This is a genomic window from Cryptosporangium sp. NPDC051539 (assembly GCF_044454545.1).
GTDB lineage: Bacteria > Actinomycetota > Actinomycetes > Mycobacteriales > Cryptosporangiaceae > Cryptosporangium.
The window spans coordinates 394,129-408,650 of sequence record NZ_JBITDV010000008.1; the positions used below are offsets into that span (position 1 = coordinate 394,129).

The following is a 14,522-nucleotide window of genomic DNA, read 5'->3' on the forward strand; positions in this document are numbered from 1 at the left end:
GCACGGGCACCGCCCAGGGCGGGCCTGCTCAGGACTGACCCCGGTCAGGACGAGCCCCGGTCAGGGCGGGTCTTGGTCAGGGTGGGGTCTTGGTCAGGGTGGGGTCTTGGTCAGGGCGGGTCGGCCGGGGAGGGGGCGTCGTGCCCCAGTCGGCGTCGTTCCACGTCTCGCCGCCCCCGCTGTCGGCTGCGGCGAACGTGGGTGGGCCCAGGCCCGCCTCGGTGAGGCGGTAGCCGTCTTTCACGGCCCGGACGTAGCCCTCCGACCGGAGGGTCGGGAGGGCGCGACGCACCTCGGTCGGGGGCAGGCGACCGGCGAGCGCGATGTCTTCGATCGAGACGGCTCGGCCGGCCGGGATGGCCTCCAGGACGGCCTGGAGTGCGCCCGGCAGCTCCTCTCGGCGTCGGCCGTCCCGCCAGGCAGGCATCGACGCGTCCCAGCCGGCCGGATCGCGCCGGCCGGCCGGATCGTGTGGGCCAGCCGGATCGTGCTGGCCGGTGTCGCCCGGCACGCCTCCGATCGGGCCGACCTCCTCGATCACCTCGGCGGCCGACGTCACGAGCACCGCCCCGTAGTCGCGGATCATCCGGTGGGTCCCCACCGACTGGGACGACGTGATCGGGCCGGGGACCGCCATCAGGACGCGCCCGAGTTGGTGCGCGCGTTCGGCGGTGACGCTGGTACCCGAGCGGGCCCCGGCTTCGACGACGACCAGGCCGGCTCCGAAGGCCGCCACCAGGCGGTTGCGGGTCAGGAACCGGTGCCGTTGCGGCGACTCCCCCAGCGGCACCTCGCTGACCAGCAGGCCGTCCTCGGCGATCCGGTCGAGCATTCCGGCGTGCGCCAACGGGTACGGCACGTCGACGCCGCCGGCCAGCACCGCGACGGTGGCACCCGGCCCGGCCAGGGCACCGCGGTGGGCGGCGCCGTCGATGCCGAACGCACCGCCGGACACGACCACCCAGCCGCGCTGGGCGAGGCCGTACCCGAGTTCGCCCGCGACGTGCTTTCCGTACGCGGTCGCCGCCCGTGCGCCCACGATCGCGACCGAGCGCCGGAACGCCGTGGAGAGATCCAGCGGGCCGCGTACCCAGAGGCACAGCGGCGGCGCGACGTCGATGGCCTCGGCCTCGGCGACCGGTGCGAGTGGCGCCAGCGCCTCGGCGGGCCAGTCGGGGTCGGCCGGGGTGATCGCCCGGACGCCGGCCCTGGCCGCGGCGGCCAGGTCGGCCTCGGCCCGCTCCCACGGGTCGACACCCGCCAGACGGTTGCGCAGGCCGCTGCTGACGCGGTCTCGCGCGCCCGCCAGCACCCGCTCGACGACCATGGCGGCACCCGCGGCGGTCGCGCTGAGCACGGTGCGCCGCCCGGGCTCCACCAGACGGCTCAGCGCCACCCAGGCGAGCCGCTCGGCCGCCCGGAAGCCCGGATCGGTGCTCACGCCGCCATCACCCCTCGGCGCAGCTCCAACGCCTCGTTCACGTCGCCGTTGTCGGGCACCGCCCGCCCGGCGAGATCGGCCAGCGTCCACGCGATCCGCAGGACGCGGTCGTAGCCCCGGGCCGACAGCTCGCCGGTGTCGACCGCCCGGGCGGCGGCGGCCGTGGTGATCGAGGGCAGACGCCACTCCGCACGTAATGCCGTGCCCGGTACGGCGGCGTTCGCGAACCAGCCGAGATGCCCCCAGCGGTCGTGTCCGGCGCTGCGGGCCTCGACGACCCGGCGGGCCACCACCACGGTCGGCTCCGGCCGGTCGAGGCCGGCGTAGAGCGCGGCCGACGCGACCGGCAGCAGCATCACCCGGAGGTCGATGCGGTCGAGCAACGGGCCCGACAACCGGCCGAGGTAGCGACGCCGCACGTTGGCCGTACACGTGCAGGCCCGGTCACCGGCCGGGCTCGCGCACGGGCACGGGTTGGCCGCCAGCACGAGCTGGACCCGGGACGGGTACCGGACCATCCCACCGGACCGGGCCAGCACGACCTCGCCCCGTTCCACCGGCTGACGCAGAGCCTCCAGGGCCTTGGGGGTGAACTCGGGGCTCTCGTCGAGGAACAGCACGCCGTGGTGGGCCAGCGAGACCGCACCGGGCCGCGCCAGCCCGGTACCACCCCCGACGAGCGACGCCACCGTGGCCGTATGGTGCGGCGCCTGGTAGGGCGGACGACGGACGAGCCCGGAGCCGACCGGAAGCGTGCCGGCGATCGAGTGCACGGCGGTCACCTCCAGCGCCGCGTCCTCGGCCAGCGGTGGCAGGACGCCCGGCAGGCGCTCGGCGAGCATGGTCTTGCCCGACCCCGGAGGCCCGAACATCGCCAGGTGATGGCCGCCCGCGGCCGCGACCTCGACCGCCCGCCGACCGATTTCCTGGCCCACGACATCGCTCAGGTCGCCGGGCGGCTCGGCCGGTACGACGGAACGGGCCCGGACGGCCGGCGGCTCGGTCGCCGCGTCGTCAGCGGGCAGTTCCTCGCCCCGGAGCAGCGCCAGGACACCCCGCAGCGTGGCGCGGCCGATCACCTCGACGCCCGGCACCAGTTCGGCCTCGGCCCAATTGCCCGCGGGCACCACGAACCGCGCGAGCCCGCCCCGGGCGCCGGCGGCGACCGCCGGGAACACACCCCGGATCGGCCGGATGCGCCCGTCGAGCCCGAGCTCGCCGATCAGCCCCACGCCCTCGAGCGACACCGGCGGGACGACGCCGGCCGCCGTCAGCACGGCGGTGGCCACCGCCAGATCGAAGCTCGTGCCGTGTTTCGGGAGCCAGGCCGGCCCCAGGCCGACGGTGATCCGCTGATCGGGCCAGCGCTGGCCCGAGTGCAGGACCGCGGCCCGGACCCGATCGCGCGCCTGGGTCACCGCGGCGTCGGGCAGGCCGGTGATCACCAGCCCGGGCAGCCCCTGCGCGAGATGGGCCTCGACCTCCACCACCCGCCCGTGGACGCCGTGCAGGCCGACGGCGAACGCCCGTGCGAACCCGGCCATCAGAACGCCCCACGCAGGTGCTCGACGTGCGCCGCGCCGGACCGCTGCGGCCGGACGCTCACCACGTCGAACCGCACGGTGCCCGGATGGAGCCCGGACGCCCGGATCCACTGCGCGGCCAGCCGCCGGAGCCGGACGACCTTGGCCGCCACCACCGCCTCGGCCGGGACGCCGTACCGGCCCGAGCGCCGGGTCTTGACCTCGCAGAACACCAGCGCGTCGCCCTCACGGGCCACGATGTCGAGCTCACCGTCGGAACAGCGCCAGTTCCGGTCGAGCACGGTGAGCCCGGCCTGCTGGAGATGGCGGACGGCCACCCGCTCGCCGTACGCGCCGACGGCTTGCTTCGCCCCCATGGTCAGTGCCCTCCGATCGCCTGCGAACGGCGTCCAGAGTGCGTTCGAGCGAGGGCCGGTGCAGGGCCGGAATCCCTACCCTGGGGACAACCCACGGGCCTGTGGAGAACGGCACGCCACCCCGTGCGGTGGTATCGAACAGTGGAAATAGATCGGACTTACTACTCTTACCGACTATGACGGACGAATGGGTCTCACTAGGCACCGTCGCCGGGGTCTGTCTCCTGGTCGCGCTGCTGGGCGCGGCGACCGCGATCGGAATCGCCCGCCGGGGCCATCGTCAGATCTCCGAGGTGATCACCGCGGGCCATCGGCAGGCCGTGCTGATGGCCCGCGAGGACGAGCGCCGGGACGCCTACACCGGGGCGCTCGAGTACGCGGACGCCGCCCGGCTGGAGTACGGCAAGGTCGGGCGGGGCGAGAACGCCGAGTTCCTGCCGCCCGACATCGATCGGTCAGCGCCGCTGCTGGCCGGGGTGTCCGCGCACGGCGGCCCGGAAGCCTCGAGGAGGCTCTCGGACCTGCTCATGCACGTCCCGACCGTGAACTACTACGCGGCCCGGCTCTCCCGGGCCCCGCGCGACACCGAACGCGAACAGGAGTTCGTCGCGGCCCTGCTCAAGTTCGAAGAGCTGTACGAGTCCTTCGCCACGTACGCCCACGCCGACCTGGCGACCCCGCTGGAAATGCCCGCCGACTAGGACGCTAGCGAGCCGCCTCCGGCCGCTGCGTCAGCGGCCGGGACGCGGTGTCGAACTGTTCACCCCCCGGCCCGACGTCCGGCGTGTGCACGCCGTCGACCGGCTCCAGGGACTCGGACGTCCCGAGCGCGGCGGCCACCTCGGGAGCGGTGCCCGGCGGCACCCCACCGGCTCCCCCGGCCGGAGCGTCCACCGGATCGGCCTGCTCGCCCTCGCCGGTCCGGGCCGGCTCCGGCATGGTCGGCGGCAGGTCACCCACCCGTTCCCGCGCCGTGGGGTCCATCGGGTCGGCCACGGGGTTGCTGTCCGGGGTCTCCCCCGGTGCTTGCCGCTCGGTCGCGCTGACATCACGAGCCTCGTCCATGGCCCTGCCCTACCCAGGAACGAGCGTCAGGAACCGAACGAACCGCCGCCCGGCAGCGAGATGTCGGGCTTGTCGAGCTCCTCGACGTTGACGTCCTTAAACGTCACGACCCGGACGTTCTTCACGAATCGAGCCGGCCGGTACATGTCCCAGACCCAGGCGTCGGACATCGCGACCTCGAAGTACACCTCGCCGTCGGCGTTGCGTACCTGCAGGTCGACCGAGTTCGCGAGGTAGAAGCGGCGCTCGGTCTCCACGACGTAGGAGAACTGGCGGACGATGTCGCGGTACTCGCGATAGAGCTGCAGCTCCATCTCGGTCTCGTACTTCTCGAGATCCTCAGCGCTCATGCGTCGTCCTCCACCCGACCATTGTGGCTCACCGCCACCGACACCAGAGCGCCAGCCCCGCGTCCCGCCGCTGCGACGTTCGCGTACGACATCCGGTGCTCGGGGCACGGACCGTGCAGCGCGAGCGCCTCCGCGTGCGCCGCGGTCACGTAACCCTTGTGCTGGGCGAAGTCATACCAGGGATATGTTTCGTGCAAATCGGTCATGATCCGGTCTCGCGTCACTTTCGCCAGGACGCTCGCCGCGGCGATGCAGGCGGCCACCCGATCGCCCTTCCAGACCGCGAGCCCGGGCAGGCCCAGCCCGGCGACGCTGAACCCGTCGGTGAGCGTGTAGTCGGGCCGGACCGCCAGCTGTTCCACCGATCGGCGCATCGCGTCGATGTTGCTGCGATGGAGGCCCCGGGCGTCCACCTCGCCGGGCGGGACCACGACGACCGAGAACGCCTCGGCCCGTTTGACGACCTCGTCGTAGACGCGGTCGCGGGCAGCCGGGGTCAGCAGTTTCGAGTCGGCCAGCTCCGGTACCTCGCCGCGCGGTCCCGGGGGCAGGATCGCGGCCGCGACGACCAGCGGACCGGCACACGCACCACGACCAGCCTCGTCGGCACCGGCGACGCGGATGAAACCGCGCCGGCGCAGCGTCCGTTCCAGCGCGTACAGACCACCGTCGCGGCGGACCACCGCGCGCGGGGGGACGAGCACGTCAGGCCTCCTTCTTCAGCCCGTCGAGCAGATCGGCGAGATTCGGAGGGTAGACCGTCTCCGTGGTCGCCCGCAGTTCGGTGCTGCTCCACCAGCGGGCTTCACCCATGAACTCGCGCTCCCACTCGGTCTGGGACGCTCGGTCGATCGCGAACTCGGGCCGCCGCAGGACGAAGTACTGCTGCCGCTGACGCTGGCGACCGGTGGAGGTCGAGTACTCGATCTCTTCTTCGAACACCGGCCCCTCGAACTCGGTCGGGGCCACGACCAGCCCGGTCTCTTCGGCGAGTTCGCGTACCGCTCCGGTGCGGACGTCTTCGTCGGACTCCAGGCCGCCACCCGGGGTGATCCACCAGGGGCCGTCTTGCGGCCGGTGTGCGCTGGTGCAGCGGAACAGCAGTACCCGGCGGCCATCGAGCACGAGCACCCGGGCCGCCCGCCGCGGAATCGAGTTGTCCATCGGCACCCGAGCCTAGCCGCTACCCGCGACCGGCGTCGCCTCCGGCGACCGACCGGACCCGCTCAGCACCAGACCGGCTCAGCACCAGACCGCGAACCCCGTGTCGATCGACGTCCCGGCGGCCAGTGCCGCCAGCCCCGCCGCCACGCCGTCCGGGAACGTCCGGATCCGAGGGAGCACGGAGGCCGGCACCCACTCGGCCGAGAGGAACGTCTCCCGCTCCTCCGGCGTGTACCGGAGTGCGGCGACCGGCTCCGGCGTGGAGTCCGGGCGAGCCAGGTGGATCGCCTGCCGGGACCAGCGCCGACGCCCCAGCCAGCAGTACGTCATCTCGCAGTGCCAGGTCACCGGGGCGACGACCTCGCGGGAAAGCTCGATCCCGGTTTCTTCCAGCACCTCGCGGAGTGCGGCACCCACCGTGTCCTCACCCGGGTCGACGCCACCGCCCGGGACCTCCCACCACTCCCCGAGCTCCGGATAGTCCGGGTCCCGGGACCGGATGACCAGGAGTCGATCGGCCGGGTCGAGGACCAGCAGCCGCCCGGAGAGCCGCCACGGCTGCGGCGGCGCTCCGGCCGGCGGCGAGGAACCCGCCGCCAGAAGCTCCTCAGCCACCCGACGGCGCAGGAATCGCGTTGTACCCCTTCGGCACCGGAAGCGTCGAGACGTGACCGAACGGCCAGAAGATCACGAAGGCGCGCCCGACCACCGCGTCGACCGGGATCGTGCCGTTCTTGAAATCGGTGTGGAACCGCGAGTCGGCCGACGCCGACCGGTGGTCACCCAGCACGAACAACCGGTTCTGCGGGACCGTGAGGTCGAACGGCTGCGCCGACGGGACGTCGTCCTCGTAGAGGTAGTCCTCGTTCAGCGGACGGCCGTTGATCGTGATCTTGCCGGACGCATCGCAGCACACGACCTTGTCACCGCCGACCGCGACGACGCGCTTGATGTAGTCGTCCTTGCTCGGCCCGGCGTCCCACTCCTTGGGCGGCACGAACACCACTACTTCGCCGCGCCGCGGCTCGCGGAAGCGATAAACCATTTTGTTCACCAGCACCCGGTCATTGATCAGGAGCGTGGTTTCCATCGATCCGGACGGTATGTAGAAGGTTTGTACCAGGAACGTCCGAACCAGCACGGCGACGATCACCGCGACGAGAAGGAGGATCGGAAGCTCGATCCAGAATGACCGCTGTTTCCGACGGGAGGTCTCGGGCATCACCTACGCAGCCTACGGTGTCGGAGCGAATCTGGGCGCAACAGCCACCTGGGGGCACGTCCGACACTCACCACCCCGAACGGACCGAACAGCAGCGGGAAAACCAGCAAAACCCCTGCTCCGGCCGGGCGGACCGGAGACCGGCCAGGCTCACCGAGAGCGGTCGGAACATTGCCGAAAGTATCGGGAGTCTGGAGCAACCTCCAGCGTGAGATCGGCCAGGCCGTCGCGTAGGCCTGCCCGATGACGGCGTTGACCGGGATCGTTCCGCGCCATTGGTCGTTCAGGTACACCCGGGAGTCGGCGGACGCGGCCCGGTGGTCGCCCATCATGAACAGCCGACCGGCGGGAATCTTCACCGGCCCGAACTGACGCTCGTCGAGCGGGTTGTCTTCGAACACGTACGGCTCGACCAGCGAGACGCCGTTGACCTGTACCCGGCCGTTCTTGTCGCAGCACTGGACGGTGTCGCCGCCGACGCCGATCACCCGCTTGACGAAGTCCTTCTCGTCCGGGGGTGCGGCGCCGACCAGGCCACCGACCATCCGGCCGGCGGTGGCCAGCGTGCCGGTCTTCTGGGCGACCGCGTTCTCCGGGACCCACGAATCCGTGCCCCGGAACACCACGACCTCGCCGCGGCGCGGCTCACGCAGGTCGTAGACGAACTTGTTGACCAGCACGCGGTCGCTGACCAGCAGCGTCCGTTCCATCGAGCCGGACGGGATGAAGAACGCCTGGACCACGAACGTCTTGATGACGGTCGCCAGCACGAACGCGATGATCAGGAGGAGCGGGATCTCCTGCCAGAGCGGCAGCGCCCGCCGACGGTTGCGGTTCGTCGCCGCGCCCGCGTACGGCCGCGCTCCGGCCCGATGGCGGCCACCGGCCCGGTCGGCCGACGCCGACCCGCCCGATGACGATCCCCCCGACGACGTGGGCCGCGGCTGTCCGTAGGTCTGCCGGTAGTACGCCGAGTCGTCCTCGGGCCGATAGCGATCCGGCTCCGGCTCGGGATAGCGCTCCGGCTCCCGGTACCGCGGCGCGTACCCGTCCACCGGCGAGCGCGGCGCGTACCCGTCGACCGGCGAGCGTGGCGCGTAGCCGTCCACCGGCGAGCGCGGAGCGTCCGCATAGGGGTCGTAGTTGGGGTCGGGACGCCGCTGGCCCCGGCCGTCGCCGGAGCGACCGTCCGGACGCCGACCGGATCGATCGGCCGGAAGATGCTCAACGCCGCCCATTCTTCCCACACCGGGATCACGGCCGGGACGGCCGTTTTGTTCATCCGCGAGCGGCTCACGAGCAGAAGGCACCGGATCACCGGGCCAAACAAGAGAACCCGACCCGTCGCGACCAGCAGAGGTCGCACGGGACGGGTTGGCACGCTGACTGCGCCCCAGCCGACGAGCCAGCTCGTCGAAATGACCGTCGGCCGCTCCGGGATCGGAGCGGCCGAACCGATCGGGCGCAGTCACGCCGCGACGCCGGAGTCCGCCGACTCAGGCTCCAGCGGTCTCGCGCTTCTCCTTGATCTTGGCGGCCTTGCCGCGCAGACCACGGAGGTAGTAGAGCTTGGCGCGGCGGACGTCACCCCTGGTGACGACCTCGATCTTCTCGATGACGGGGGTGTGCACCGGGAAGGTGCGCTCCACGCCGACACCGAAGCTGACCTTGCGGACCGTAAAGGTCTCGCGTGCACCGGTACCCTGCCGCCGGATCACCGCACCCTGGAACACCTGGATACGGGACCGGTTGCCCTCGACGACGCGGACGTGCACCTTGAGGGTGTCGCCGGGCCGGAAGGCCGGGATGTCGGAACGCAGAGTCGCGGCGTCCAGTTCATCCAGGGTGTTCATCGCGGACTTCGCTTTCCTCGTTGTAACTCGTCGTGACTGCATTAGTGACGGAGCAGGGCACGCTGAAACGCCGATGGCGTCAGCGGCAACTCTCCTAGAGTGCCACATCTTTCGGGGTAACCGGAAACCCGGCCTCCGCCAAGACCCTGCGATCAGAATCGTCCAGCGCCACACCCGACAGCAGATCCGGACGCCTCGCCGCCGTACGACGCAACGACTCGTCCCGGCGCCACCGGGCGATCGCCGCGTGATGCCCGGAGAGCAGCACGTCGGGCACCGGACGATCCCGCCAGACCTCCGGACGGGTGTACGCCGGTCCCTCCAGCAGACCGTCCGAGAACGAGTCCTGCTGGTGGGAGGCCGCGTTCCCCAGCACGCCGGGGAGCAGCCGCCCGATGGCTTCCACCATCACCAGAACCGCGACCTCGCCGCCGGCCAGCACGTAGTCGCCGAGGCTCACCTCGTCGACCACCATCCGGTCGGCGGCATACGAAACCACGCGCGAATCGATGCCCTCGTAGCGTCCGCAGGCGAACAGCAACCAGGGTTCGGCGGCGAGCTCGCGCGCCAGGGCCTGGGTGAACGGACGCCCGGCCGGCGACGGGACCACCAACCGGGGCTGCGGCCCGCCCACCGGCGCCACCGTGTCCAGGGCGGCGCCCCACGGCTCCGGACGCATGAGCATCCCGGGACCGCCACCGTAGGGCGAGTCGTCGACCGTCCGATGGACGTCGTGCGTCCACGACCGCAGGTCGTGCAGCCCGATCTCGATCAGGCCACGCTCGACGGCCTTGCCGATCAACGACTCCCGCAGCGGCGCCAGATACCCCGGGAAGATCGAGATGACGTCGATCTTCACAGGTCGAACAGCCCCTCCGGTGGATCGACCACGACCCGGCCGCCGGCGACGTCGATCGTCGGCACCATCTCGCGGACGAACGGCACGAGGCGCTCGGCCCCGTTGACCGAGAGCACCAGGATCTCGCCCGCGGCGCTGTGGATCACGTCCACCACCGACCCGAGCGACGCGCCCTCCACGGAAAAGACCGCCAGCCCCACCAACTCGTAGTCGTGGAACTCGTCCGGGTCGTCGGACGGCGGCAGATCGTCGGAATCGACGACCAGCAGCAGCCCGCGCAACCGCTCGGCCGCGTTCCGGTCGTCGGACCCGTCGAAACGCACGACGAGCTTGCCCGAGTGCCACCGCGCGTCAGCCACCGTCAGCGGACCGGCGTCGGCCGGGTCGGTGACCAGCACCGACCCGGCCGCGAACCGATCATCCGGATCGTCGGTACGCACCTCGACGAAGACGTCGCCACGGATGCCGTGGGCACGCCCGACTCGCCCCACCACCAGTTGCACGGGTCAGCGCTGGTCGGTCTCGACCACGTCGACCCGCACGCCCCGGCCACCGATTCCGGTGACCACCTGACGCAGGGCCTTCGCGGTACGGCCACCCCGGCCGATCACCTTGCCGAGATCCTCCGGGTGGACCCGAACCTCGAGTACCTTTCCCCGGCGGCCGTGCACCAGGTCGACCCGGACGTCGTCCGGGTTGTCGACGATGCCGCGGACGAGGTGTTCCAGCGCTGCCGGCAGGACCACGTCAGGACTCCGCGGGAGCCGTGCTGCTGGAAGCGCTGTCGGCGTCCGCCTTCTTGGCGGCCTTCTTCTTCGGCGTGGTCGCGTCGGCCACCGGGGCACCGTCGGCCGACTGACGCGCGATCTGGTTGAAGATTTCCTTCTTGTCGGCCTTCGGCGCCGCGACCTTCATCGGCGGCGGAGCCGGCTCGTTCTTGTGCTTCTGCCAGTCGCCGGTGACCCGGAGGATCGCCGCGACGGCCTCGGTCGGCTGCGCGCCGACGCCCAGCCAGTACTGCGCCCGGTCGGAGTCGACCTCGATGAAGCTCGGGTCTTCCTTGGGGTGGTACTTACCGATCGTCTCGATGACCCGTCCGTCGCGCTTGGTGCGGGCGTCGGCGACAACGATGCGGTAGTGCGGCGCGCGGATCTTTCCGAGGCGCAGCAACTTGATCTTGGTGGCCACTGGTGTGGATGCTCCTGGGTTCCGGTACGGGTTGGGCCGCCGACGCCACGTGGGGACGATGGTGCGCCGACCCGGCGGACCGCACACCGTGGGTGGGATAGAGGGCCCACACGGTGGTCAGTTCAGACGCCTATTCTGCCAGATCCGCGGCCGATGCTCCGAATCGGGCCGTCGGGCCGCGGCCTCACGCTCCGGCGGGCCGCCGCCGGACGCTCGGCTAGGCCGCCGCCGGACGCTCGGCCGGGCCTCGGCGGACGTCACGAAGTGCGGCTCAGCAGGGCCTCGGCCGGCGTCGAGACGGCCGGGAGATCCCAGCCGGAAGGCATTTCCGGACGCACCCACGACGCGACCGGAACGAAGTCGGTCCAGCGGCCGTCGAACGGCGGCCGGCCCGAGGTGGCGGCGTCGATCGCCGCCGACGCCTCCAGCCGGGTGCGCTCCGCGACCCGCGGCGAGAGGTCGCCCGCCTCGACCGCCGCCTCCAGCTCGTCGTCGTCCTTCAGCACGCACGAGCGGTCGGGCGCGATGACGACGTCGAGCTCCAGGTCGTCGGAGTCGAACCCACCGGCCCAGCGCACCGGGGGCGTCTCGACGTTCACGTACCAGTTGCGGAACCGGCCCGCGCTGTCGAAGAACCAGTACACGGTGTGCCAGGGCGCCCCCGGTGGGATCCACTCCAGGACGCTGGTGCCCGCCCAGACCCCCGGGCCGGTGTGCCAGGGCCGGGTGAACCGCTCGGCCAGCGGGACGTCCCGGACCGGCCGGTCGTCCTCGAAGAGCGACACCCGGGTCGGGGTGTCCCTGGCCAGCCAGAGGAGCACCCCGTCGGCGTCGTCCGAGACGACCGTGCACGGCCGCACGGCCTGGACGACGCCGGCCCGGCAGTGCCGGACCAGCACGGTCCGGCCGGGTTCGAACGACATCAGTACGACCGGCCGACGATCGCGACCACGCCGGGCTCGTCGTCCGACTCCGGCACCGAGCCGTCGGGCCGGACCAGGCAGCGGACCGTGATCGCGTCCTGCGCCAGCCGGTTCTCGCCGCCTTCGGCGAGCGTCGCCCACGGAATCCGCGCCCAACCGGTGGCGGCCGCGTCGATCGCGTCCTCGATCGTGGTGACGTCCGCGGTCTTCTCTTCGCGGCGCGCGAGCGCCTCGTCGTAGAGGGCCTGCTGGTCTTCCGTGAGGGCGGAGGTGACGGCACTCGCGGTCGCGCCCACCGCCGTCGGGGTCTTCGTCCCCACGATCCGTCGGACGACGGTCACGTTGCCGTCGACGAGGTCGCGCGGGCCGACCTCGACCCGGACGGGGACGCCCTTGAGCTCGGCGTCGACGGCGCGGCGGCCGAACGGGGTGTCGGTCCGGTCGTCCAGAGCGACGCGGACGCCGGCCCCGCGCAACTCGGCGACCAGCGCGGCCGCCGCCTCACCGACGCCCTCGCCGTCCTTGACCACCATGACGACGGCCTGGGTCGGCGCGAGCCGGGGCGGCAGCCGCAGCCCGTGGTCGTCGCCGTGGCCCATGATCAGGCCGCCGACCATCCGCGTCGAGGTACCCCAGGACGTCTGCCAGACGTGGTGCCGCTCGCCGGACGCGGACAGGTACTGGACGTCGAACGCCTTGGCGAAGTTCTGGCCGAGCTCGTGGCTGGTGCCCATCTGCAGCGCCTTGCCGTCGCGCATCATGCCTTCGAGCGTCATCGTGTTGATCGCACCGGCGAACCGCTCCCTGGCCGTCTTGCGCCCCACGACGACCGGCATCGCGAGCACGTTGACCATGAAGTCCTCGTACGCGTTGTGCAGGATGCCGCGGGCGTAGGCGCGGGCGTCGTCCTGGGTGGCGTGGCAGGTGTGCCCCTCCTGCCAGAGGAACTCGGTGGTGCGCAGGAACACCCGGGGGCGCATCTCCCAGCGGACGACGTTCGCCCACGCGTTCACGAGCAGCGGGAGATCGCGGTAGGACTGCACCCACTTCGAGAACGACGCGTTGATGATCGTCTCGGAGGTGGGGCGGACGACGACCGGCTCTTCGAGCTGCTTGCCCCCGGCGTGGGTGACGACCGCGAGCTCGGGGCTGAACCCCTCGACGTGTTCGGCCTCTTTGCGGAGGTAGGACTCCGGGATGAAGAGCGGGAAGTAGGCGTTCTGCGCGCCGGCGACCTTGATCCGGTCGTCCATCTCGCGCTGCATCCGTTCCCACAGCGCGTACCCGGTCGGTCGGATCACCATCGTGCCGCGGACCGGCCCGTTGTCGGCCAGTTCGGCCTTCGCGATCACGTCCTGGTACCAGCGGGGAAAGTCCTCGCCCTGGGGGGTGAGAACGGGAGCCTTTGCCATGCCCCGAGATCTTAGGGCGTCGCGCCCACGCACCGTGACCGAGTAACCGTCAGGCGATCACTCGGCCCCGCAGGACGATGCGGCTCGGGGACCGCAGCGCGCGCAGGTCGTGGCGCGGGTCCTCGGCGTAGACGCAGACGTCCGCGAGGCCGCCCTCCTCGAGTCCGGGCAGGCCGAGCCAGGCGCGGGCACCCCACGAACCCGCCGCGAGGACGTCGATCGGGGACATGCCCGCGTCGGCGAGCAGCAGCATCTCGCTCGCGGCCAGGCCGTGCGCGACTCCCCCGCCGGCATCGGTGCCCACGTAGATCGGCACGCCGGCCTCGTACGCGGCCCGCACCACCGCCGGGAAGCCGGCCTGCAGGCGCCGCATGTGGTCGGCGTACTCCGGGAACTTCGCCTGGGCTTGTTCGGCGATACCGCCGAACGTGAGGATGTTCGTCATCGTCGGCACCAGCGCGGTGTTGTTCGCCGCCATCGTGTCGATCAGGGCGGTGGACAGCCCGGTGCCGTGTTCGATCGAGTCGACACCGGCCGCGACCAGCCCGGGCAACGCGTCCTCGCTGAACGTGTGCACGGCGACCCGCGCGCCGGCCTCGTGGGCCGCGGCGACGGCGGCCGCGAACGTGGCGTCGTCGTAGGTCGGGCCGAGATCTCCGGCGCCGCGGTCGATCCAGTCGCCGACGATCTTGATCCAGCCGTGCCCGGCCTTGGCCTGGATCGCGGCCTGTTCCACGAACTCGGCCGGTGTGCACTCGACCGCCAGCCCGGGGATGTACCGGCGGGGTGGCGCCAGGTGACGCCCGGCCCGGATCAGCCGGGGCATGTCGGGGTCGTCGTCGAGCTCGCGGTAGTCGATCGGCGAACCGGCGTCGCGAATCGCCAGCACCCCGGCGTCGCGGTCGATCAGGGCGAGCCGCTTGGCCTCGGCGACCTCGGTGACGGCGCCGCCCGGGGCGATGCCGGGGTGGCAGTGCGCGTCGACGAGGCCGGGCAGCAGAAAGCCTCCCGAGGCCACGGTCTCCGCGTCCGGAACCGGCTCGAACGTCAGCCGGTCTCCGACGACCCAGACGTCGCGCTCGACGTCGTCCGGCAGAACCACGCCCCGCAAGTGAAGAGGAGTCACCCGGCTGATTCTGCGCTAC

At 71.9% G+C, this 14,522-nt stretch carries 18 protein-coding genes and 1 pseudogene; 1 reads left to right on the forward strand and 18 read right to left on the reverse strand.

Annotated elements, in window-relative coordinates:
- Nucleotides 1–76: 76 nt before the first annotated feature.
- From dprA to ACIBZJ_RS26050, 3 genes are read right to left on the reverse strand one after another with little or no spacing between them, the layout of a single operon-like run.
- On the reverse strand, nucleotides 77–1,441 hold the full coding sequence (gene dprA / locus ACIBZJ_RS26040) for a DNA-processing protein DprA (protein ID WP_395933886.1): 1,365 nt from the start codon (nucleotides 1,439–1,441) through the stop codon (nucleotides 77–79).
- Entirely contained in the window at nucleotides 1,438–2,985 is a 1,548-nt protein-coding gene (locus tag ACIBZJ_RS26045) for a YifB family Mg chelatase-like AAA ATPase (protein ID WP_395933888.1), read from the reverse strand. The genes dprA and ACIBZJ_RS26045 overlap by 4 nt, the downstream gene beginning before the upstream one ends.
- Nucleotides 2,985–3,341, reverse strand: coding sequence for a YraN family protein (locus tag ACIBZJ_RS26050; RefSeq protein ID WP_395933890.1), 357 nt, complete (start codon nucleotides 3,339–3,341; stop codon nucleotides 2,985–2,987). Before ACIBZJ_RS26050 ends, ACIBZJ_RS26045 begins: the two co-directional genes overlap by 1 nt.
- 176 nt (nucleotides 3,342–3,517) lie before the next feature.
- Between ACIBZJ_RS26050 and ACIBZJ_RS26055 the strand changes: the two genes are divergently transcribed.
- Nucleotides 3,518–4,042, forward strand: coding sequence for a hypothetical protein (locus ACIBZJ_RS26055; protein WP_395933892.1), 525 nt, complete (start codon nucleotides 3,518–3,520; stop codon nucleotides 4,040–4,042).
- A 4-nt stretch (nucleotides 4,043–4,046) separates the two neighbouring features.
- Here ACIBZJ_RS26055 and ACIBZJ_RS26060 read toward each other — a convergent pair whose 3' ends face one another.
- The 15 genes and pseudogenes from ACIBZJ_RS26060 to ACIBZJ_RS26130 form a co-directional block, all read right to left on the reverse strand.
- A complete protein-coding gene (locus ACIBZJ_RS26060; RefSeq protein ID WP_395933894.1) occupies nucleotides 4,047–4,406 on the reverse strand; it encodes a hypothetical protein in 360 nt (119 codons plus the stop codon).
- Nucleotides 4,407–4,432: 26 nt separating this feature from the next.
- Nucleotides 4,433–4,756: a DUF2469 domain-containing protein gene (locus tag ACIBZJ_RS26065; RefSeq protein ID WP_142705304.1), complete on the reverse strand. Its 324-nt coding sequence runs from the start codon at nucleotides 4,754–4,756 to the stop codon at nucleotides 4,433–4,435.
- The gene (locus ACIBZJ_RS26070; protein ID WP_395933897.1) at nucleotides 4,753–5,460 is read right to left on the reverse strand and encodes a ribonuclease HII; all 708 of its coding nucleotides are present in this window, start codon (nucleotides 5,458–5,460) and stop codon (nucleotides 4,753–4,755) included. The genes ACIBZJ_RS26065 and ACIBZJ_RS26070 overlap by 4 nt, the downstream gene beginning before the upstream one ends.
- Nucleotide 5,461: 1 nt before the next feature.
- Complete coding sequence (locus ACIBZJ_RS26075; RefSeq protein WP_395933899.1) at nucleotides 5,462–5,920, reverse strand: NUDIX hydrolase; 459 nt, start codon at nucleotides 5,918–5,920, stop codon at nucleotides 5,462–5,464.
- 78 nt (nucleotides 5,921–5,998) lie between these two features.
- Nucleotides 5,999–6,535 carry an NUDIX domain-containing protein gene (locus tag ACIBZJ_RS26080; RefSeq protein ID WP_395933901.1) on the reverse strand — a complete coding sequence of 179 codons (537 nt, stop codon included), beginning with the start codon at nucleotides 6,533–6,535 and terminating at the stop codon, nucleotides 5,999–6,001.
- The gene (lepB, locus tag ACIBZJ_RS26085; protein ID WP_395933903.1) at nucleotides 6,528–7,145 is read right to left on the reverse strand and encodes a signal peptidase I; all 618 of its coding nucleotides are present in this window, start codon (nucleotides 7,143–7,145) and stop codon (nucleotides 6,528–6,530) included. The genes ACIBZJ_RS26080 and lepB (ACIBZJ_RS26085) overlap by 8 nt, the downstream gene beginning before the upstream one ends.
- Nucleotides 7,142–7,975, reverse strand: a pseudogene (gene lepB / locus ACIBZJ_RS26090) (signal peptidase I); the annotation flags it as partial. The pseudogene lepB (ACIBZJ_RS26090) and the gene lepB (ACIBZJ_RS26085), both read right to left, overlap by 4 nt.
- A 663-nt stretch (nucleotides 7,976–8,638) precedes the next feature.
- Nucleotides 8,639–8,995: a 50S ribosomal protein L19 gene (rplS, locus tag ACIBZJ_RS26095; RefSeq protein ID WP_395933905.1), complete on the reverse strand. Its 357-nt coding sequence runs from the start codon at nucleotides 8,993–8,995 to the stop codon at nucleotides 8,639–8,641.
- 94 nt (nucleotides 8,996–9,089) lie between these two features.
- Nucleotides 9,090–9,854 (reverse strand): tRNA (guanosine(37)-N1)-methyltransferase TrmD, encoded by a 765-nt coding sequence (gene trmD / locus ACIBZJ_RS26100; protein ID WP_395933907.1) that lies wholly within the window; start codon nucleotides 9,852–9,854, stop codon nucleotides 9,090–9,092.
- Nucleotides 9,851–10,357, reverse strand: coding sequence for a ribosome maturation factor RimM (rimM, locus tag ACIBZJ_RS26105; RefSeq protein WP_395933909.1), 507 nt, complete (start codon nucleotides 10,355–10,357; stop codon nucleotides 9,851–9,853). The genes trmD and rimM overlap by 4 nt, the downstream gene beginning before the upstream one ends.
- A 3-nt stretch (nucleotides 10,358–10,360) precedes the next feature.
- Nucleotides 10,361–10,600: an RNA-binding protein gene (locus ACIBZJ_RS26110; protein WP_395933911.1), complete on the reverse strand. Its 240-nt coding sequence runs from the start codon at nucleotides 10,598–10,600 to the stop codon at nucleotides 10,361–10,363.
- A gap of 1 nt (nucleotide 10,601) precedes the next feature.
- Complete coding sequence (gene rpsP, locus ACIBZJ_RS26115; RefSeq protein ID WP_395933913.1) at nucleotides 10,602–11,042, reverse strand: 30S ribosomal protein S16; 441 nt, start codon at nucleotides 11,040–11,042, stop codon at nucleotides 10,602–10,604.
- A 257-nt stretch (nucleotides 11,043–11,299) separates the two neighbouring features.
- Nucleotides 11,300–11,965, reverse strand: coding sequence for a DUF402 domain-containing protein (locus ACIBZJ_RS26120; RefSeq protein WP_395933915.1), 666 nt, complete (start codon nucleotides 11,963–11,965; stop codon nucleotides 11,300–11,302).
- Nucleotides 11,965–13,377 (reverse strand): proline--tRNA ligase, encoded by a 1,413-nt coding sequence (gene proS / locus ACIBZJ_RS26125; protein ID WP_395933917.1) that lies wholly within the window; start codon nucleotides 13,375–13,377, stop codon nucleotides 11,965–11,967. Before proS ends, ACIBZJ_RS26120 begins: the two co-directional genes overlap by 1 nt.
- 49 nt (nucleotides 13,378–13,426) lie before the next feature.
- A complete protein-coding gene (locus ACIBZJ_RS26130; RefSeq protein ID WP_395933919.1) occupies nucleotides 13,427–14,503 on the reverse strand; it encodes an amidohydrolase family protein in 1,077 nt (358 codons plus the stop codon).
- Between the last annotated feature and the right edge of the window lie 19 nt (nucleotides 14,504–14,522).

Bases quoted from the DNA above. Each gene is read 5' to 3' on its own strand.
- ACIBZJ_RS26075 (WP_395933899.1), bottom strand. From the start codon at position 5,920: ATGGACAACTCGATTCCGCGGCGGGCGGCCCGGGTGCTCGTGCTCGAT.
- ACIBZJ_RS26050 (WP_395933890.1), bottom strand. From the start codon at position 3,341: ATGGGGGCGAAGCAAGCCGTCGGCGCGTACGGCGAGCGGGTGGCCGTC.
- ACIBZJ_RS26065 (WP_142705304.1), bottom strand. From the start codon at position 4,756: ATGAGCGCTGAGGATCTCGAGAAGTACGAGACCGAGATGGAGCTGCAG.
- proS (WP_395933917.1), bottom strand. From the start codon at position 13,377: ATGGCAAAGGCTCCCGTTCTCACCCCCCAGGGCGAGGACTTTCCCCGC.
- ACIBZJ_RS26055 (WP_395933892.1), top strand. From the start codon at position 3,518: ATGACGGACGAATGGGTCTCACTAGGCACCGTCGCCGGGGTCTGTCTC.
- ACIBZJ_RS26060 (WP_395933894.1), bottom strand. From the start codon at position 4,406: ATGGACGAGGCTCGTGATGTCAGCGCGACCGAGCGGCAAGCACCGGGG.
- ACIBZJ_RS26045 (WP_395933888.1), bottom strand. From the start codon at position 2,985: ATGGCCGGGTTCGCACGGGCGTTCGCCGTCGGCCTGCACGGCGTCCAC.
- ACIBZJ_RS26120 (WP_395933915.1), bottom strand. From the start codon at position 11,965: ATGTCGTTCGAACCCGGCCGGACCGTGCTGGTCCGGCACTGCCGGGCC.
- rplS (WP_395933905.1), bottom strand. From the start codon at position 8,995: ATGAACACCCTGGATGAACTGGACGCCGCGACTCTGCGTTCCGACATC.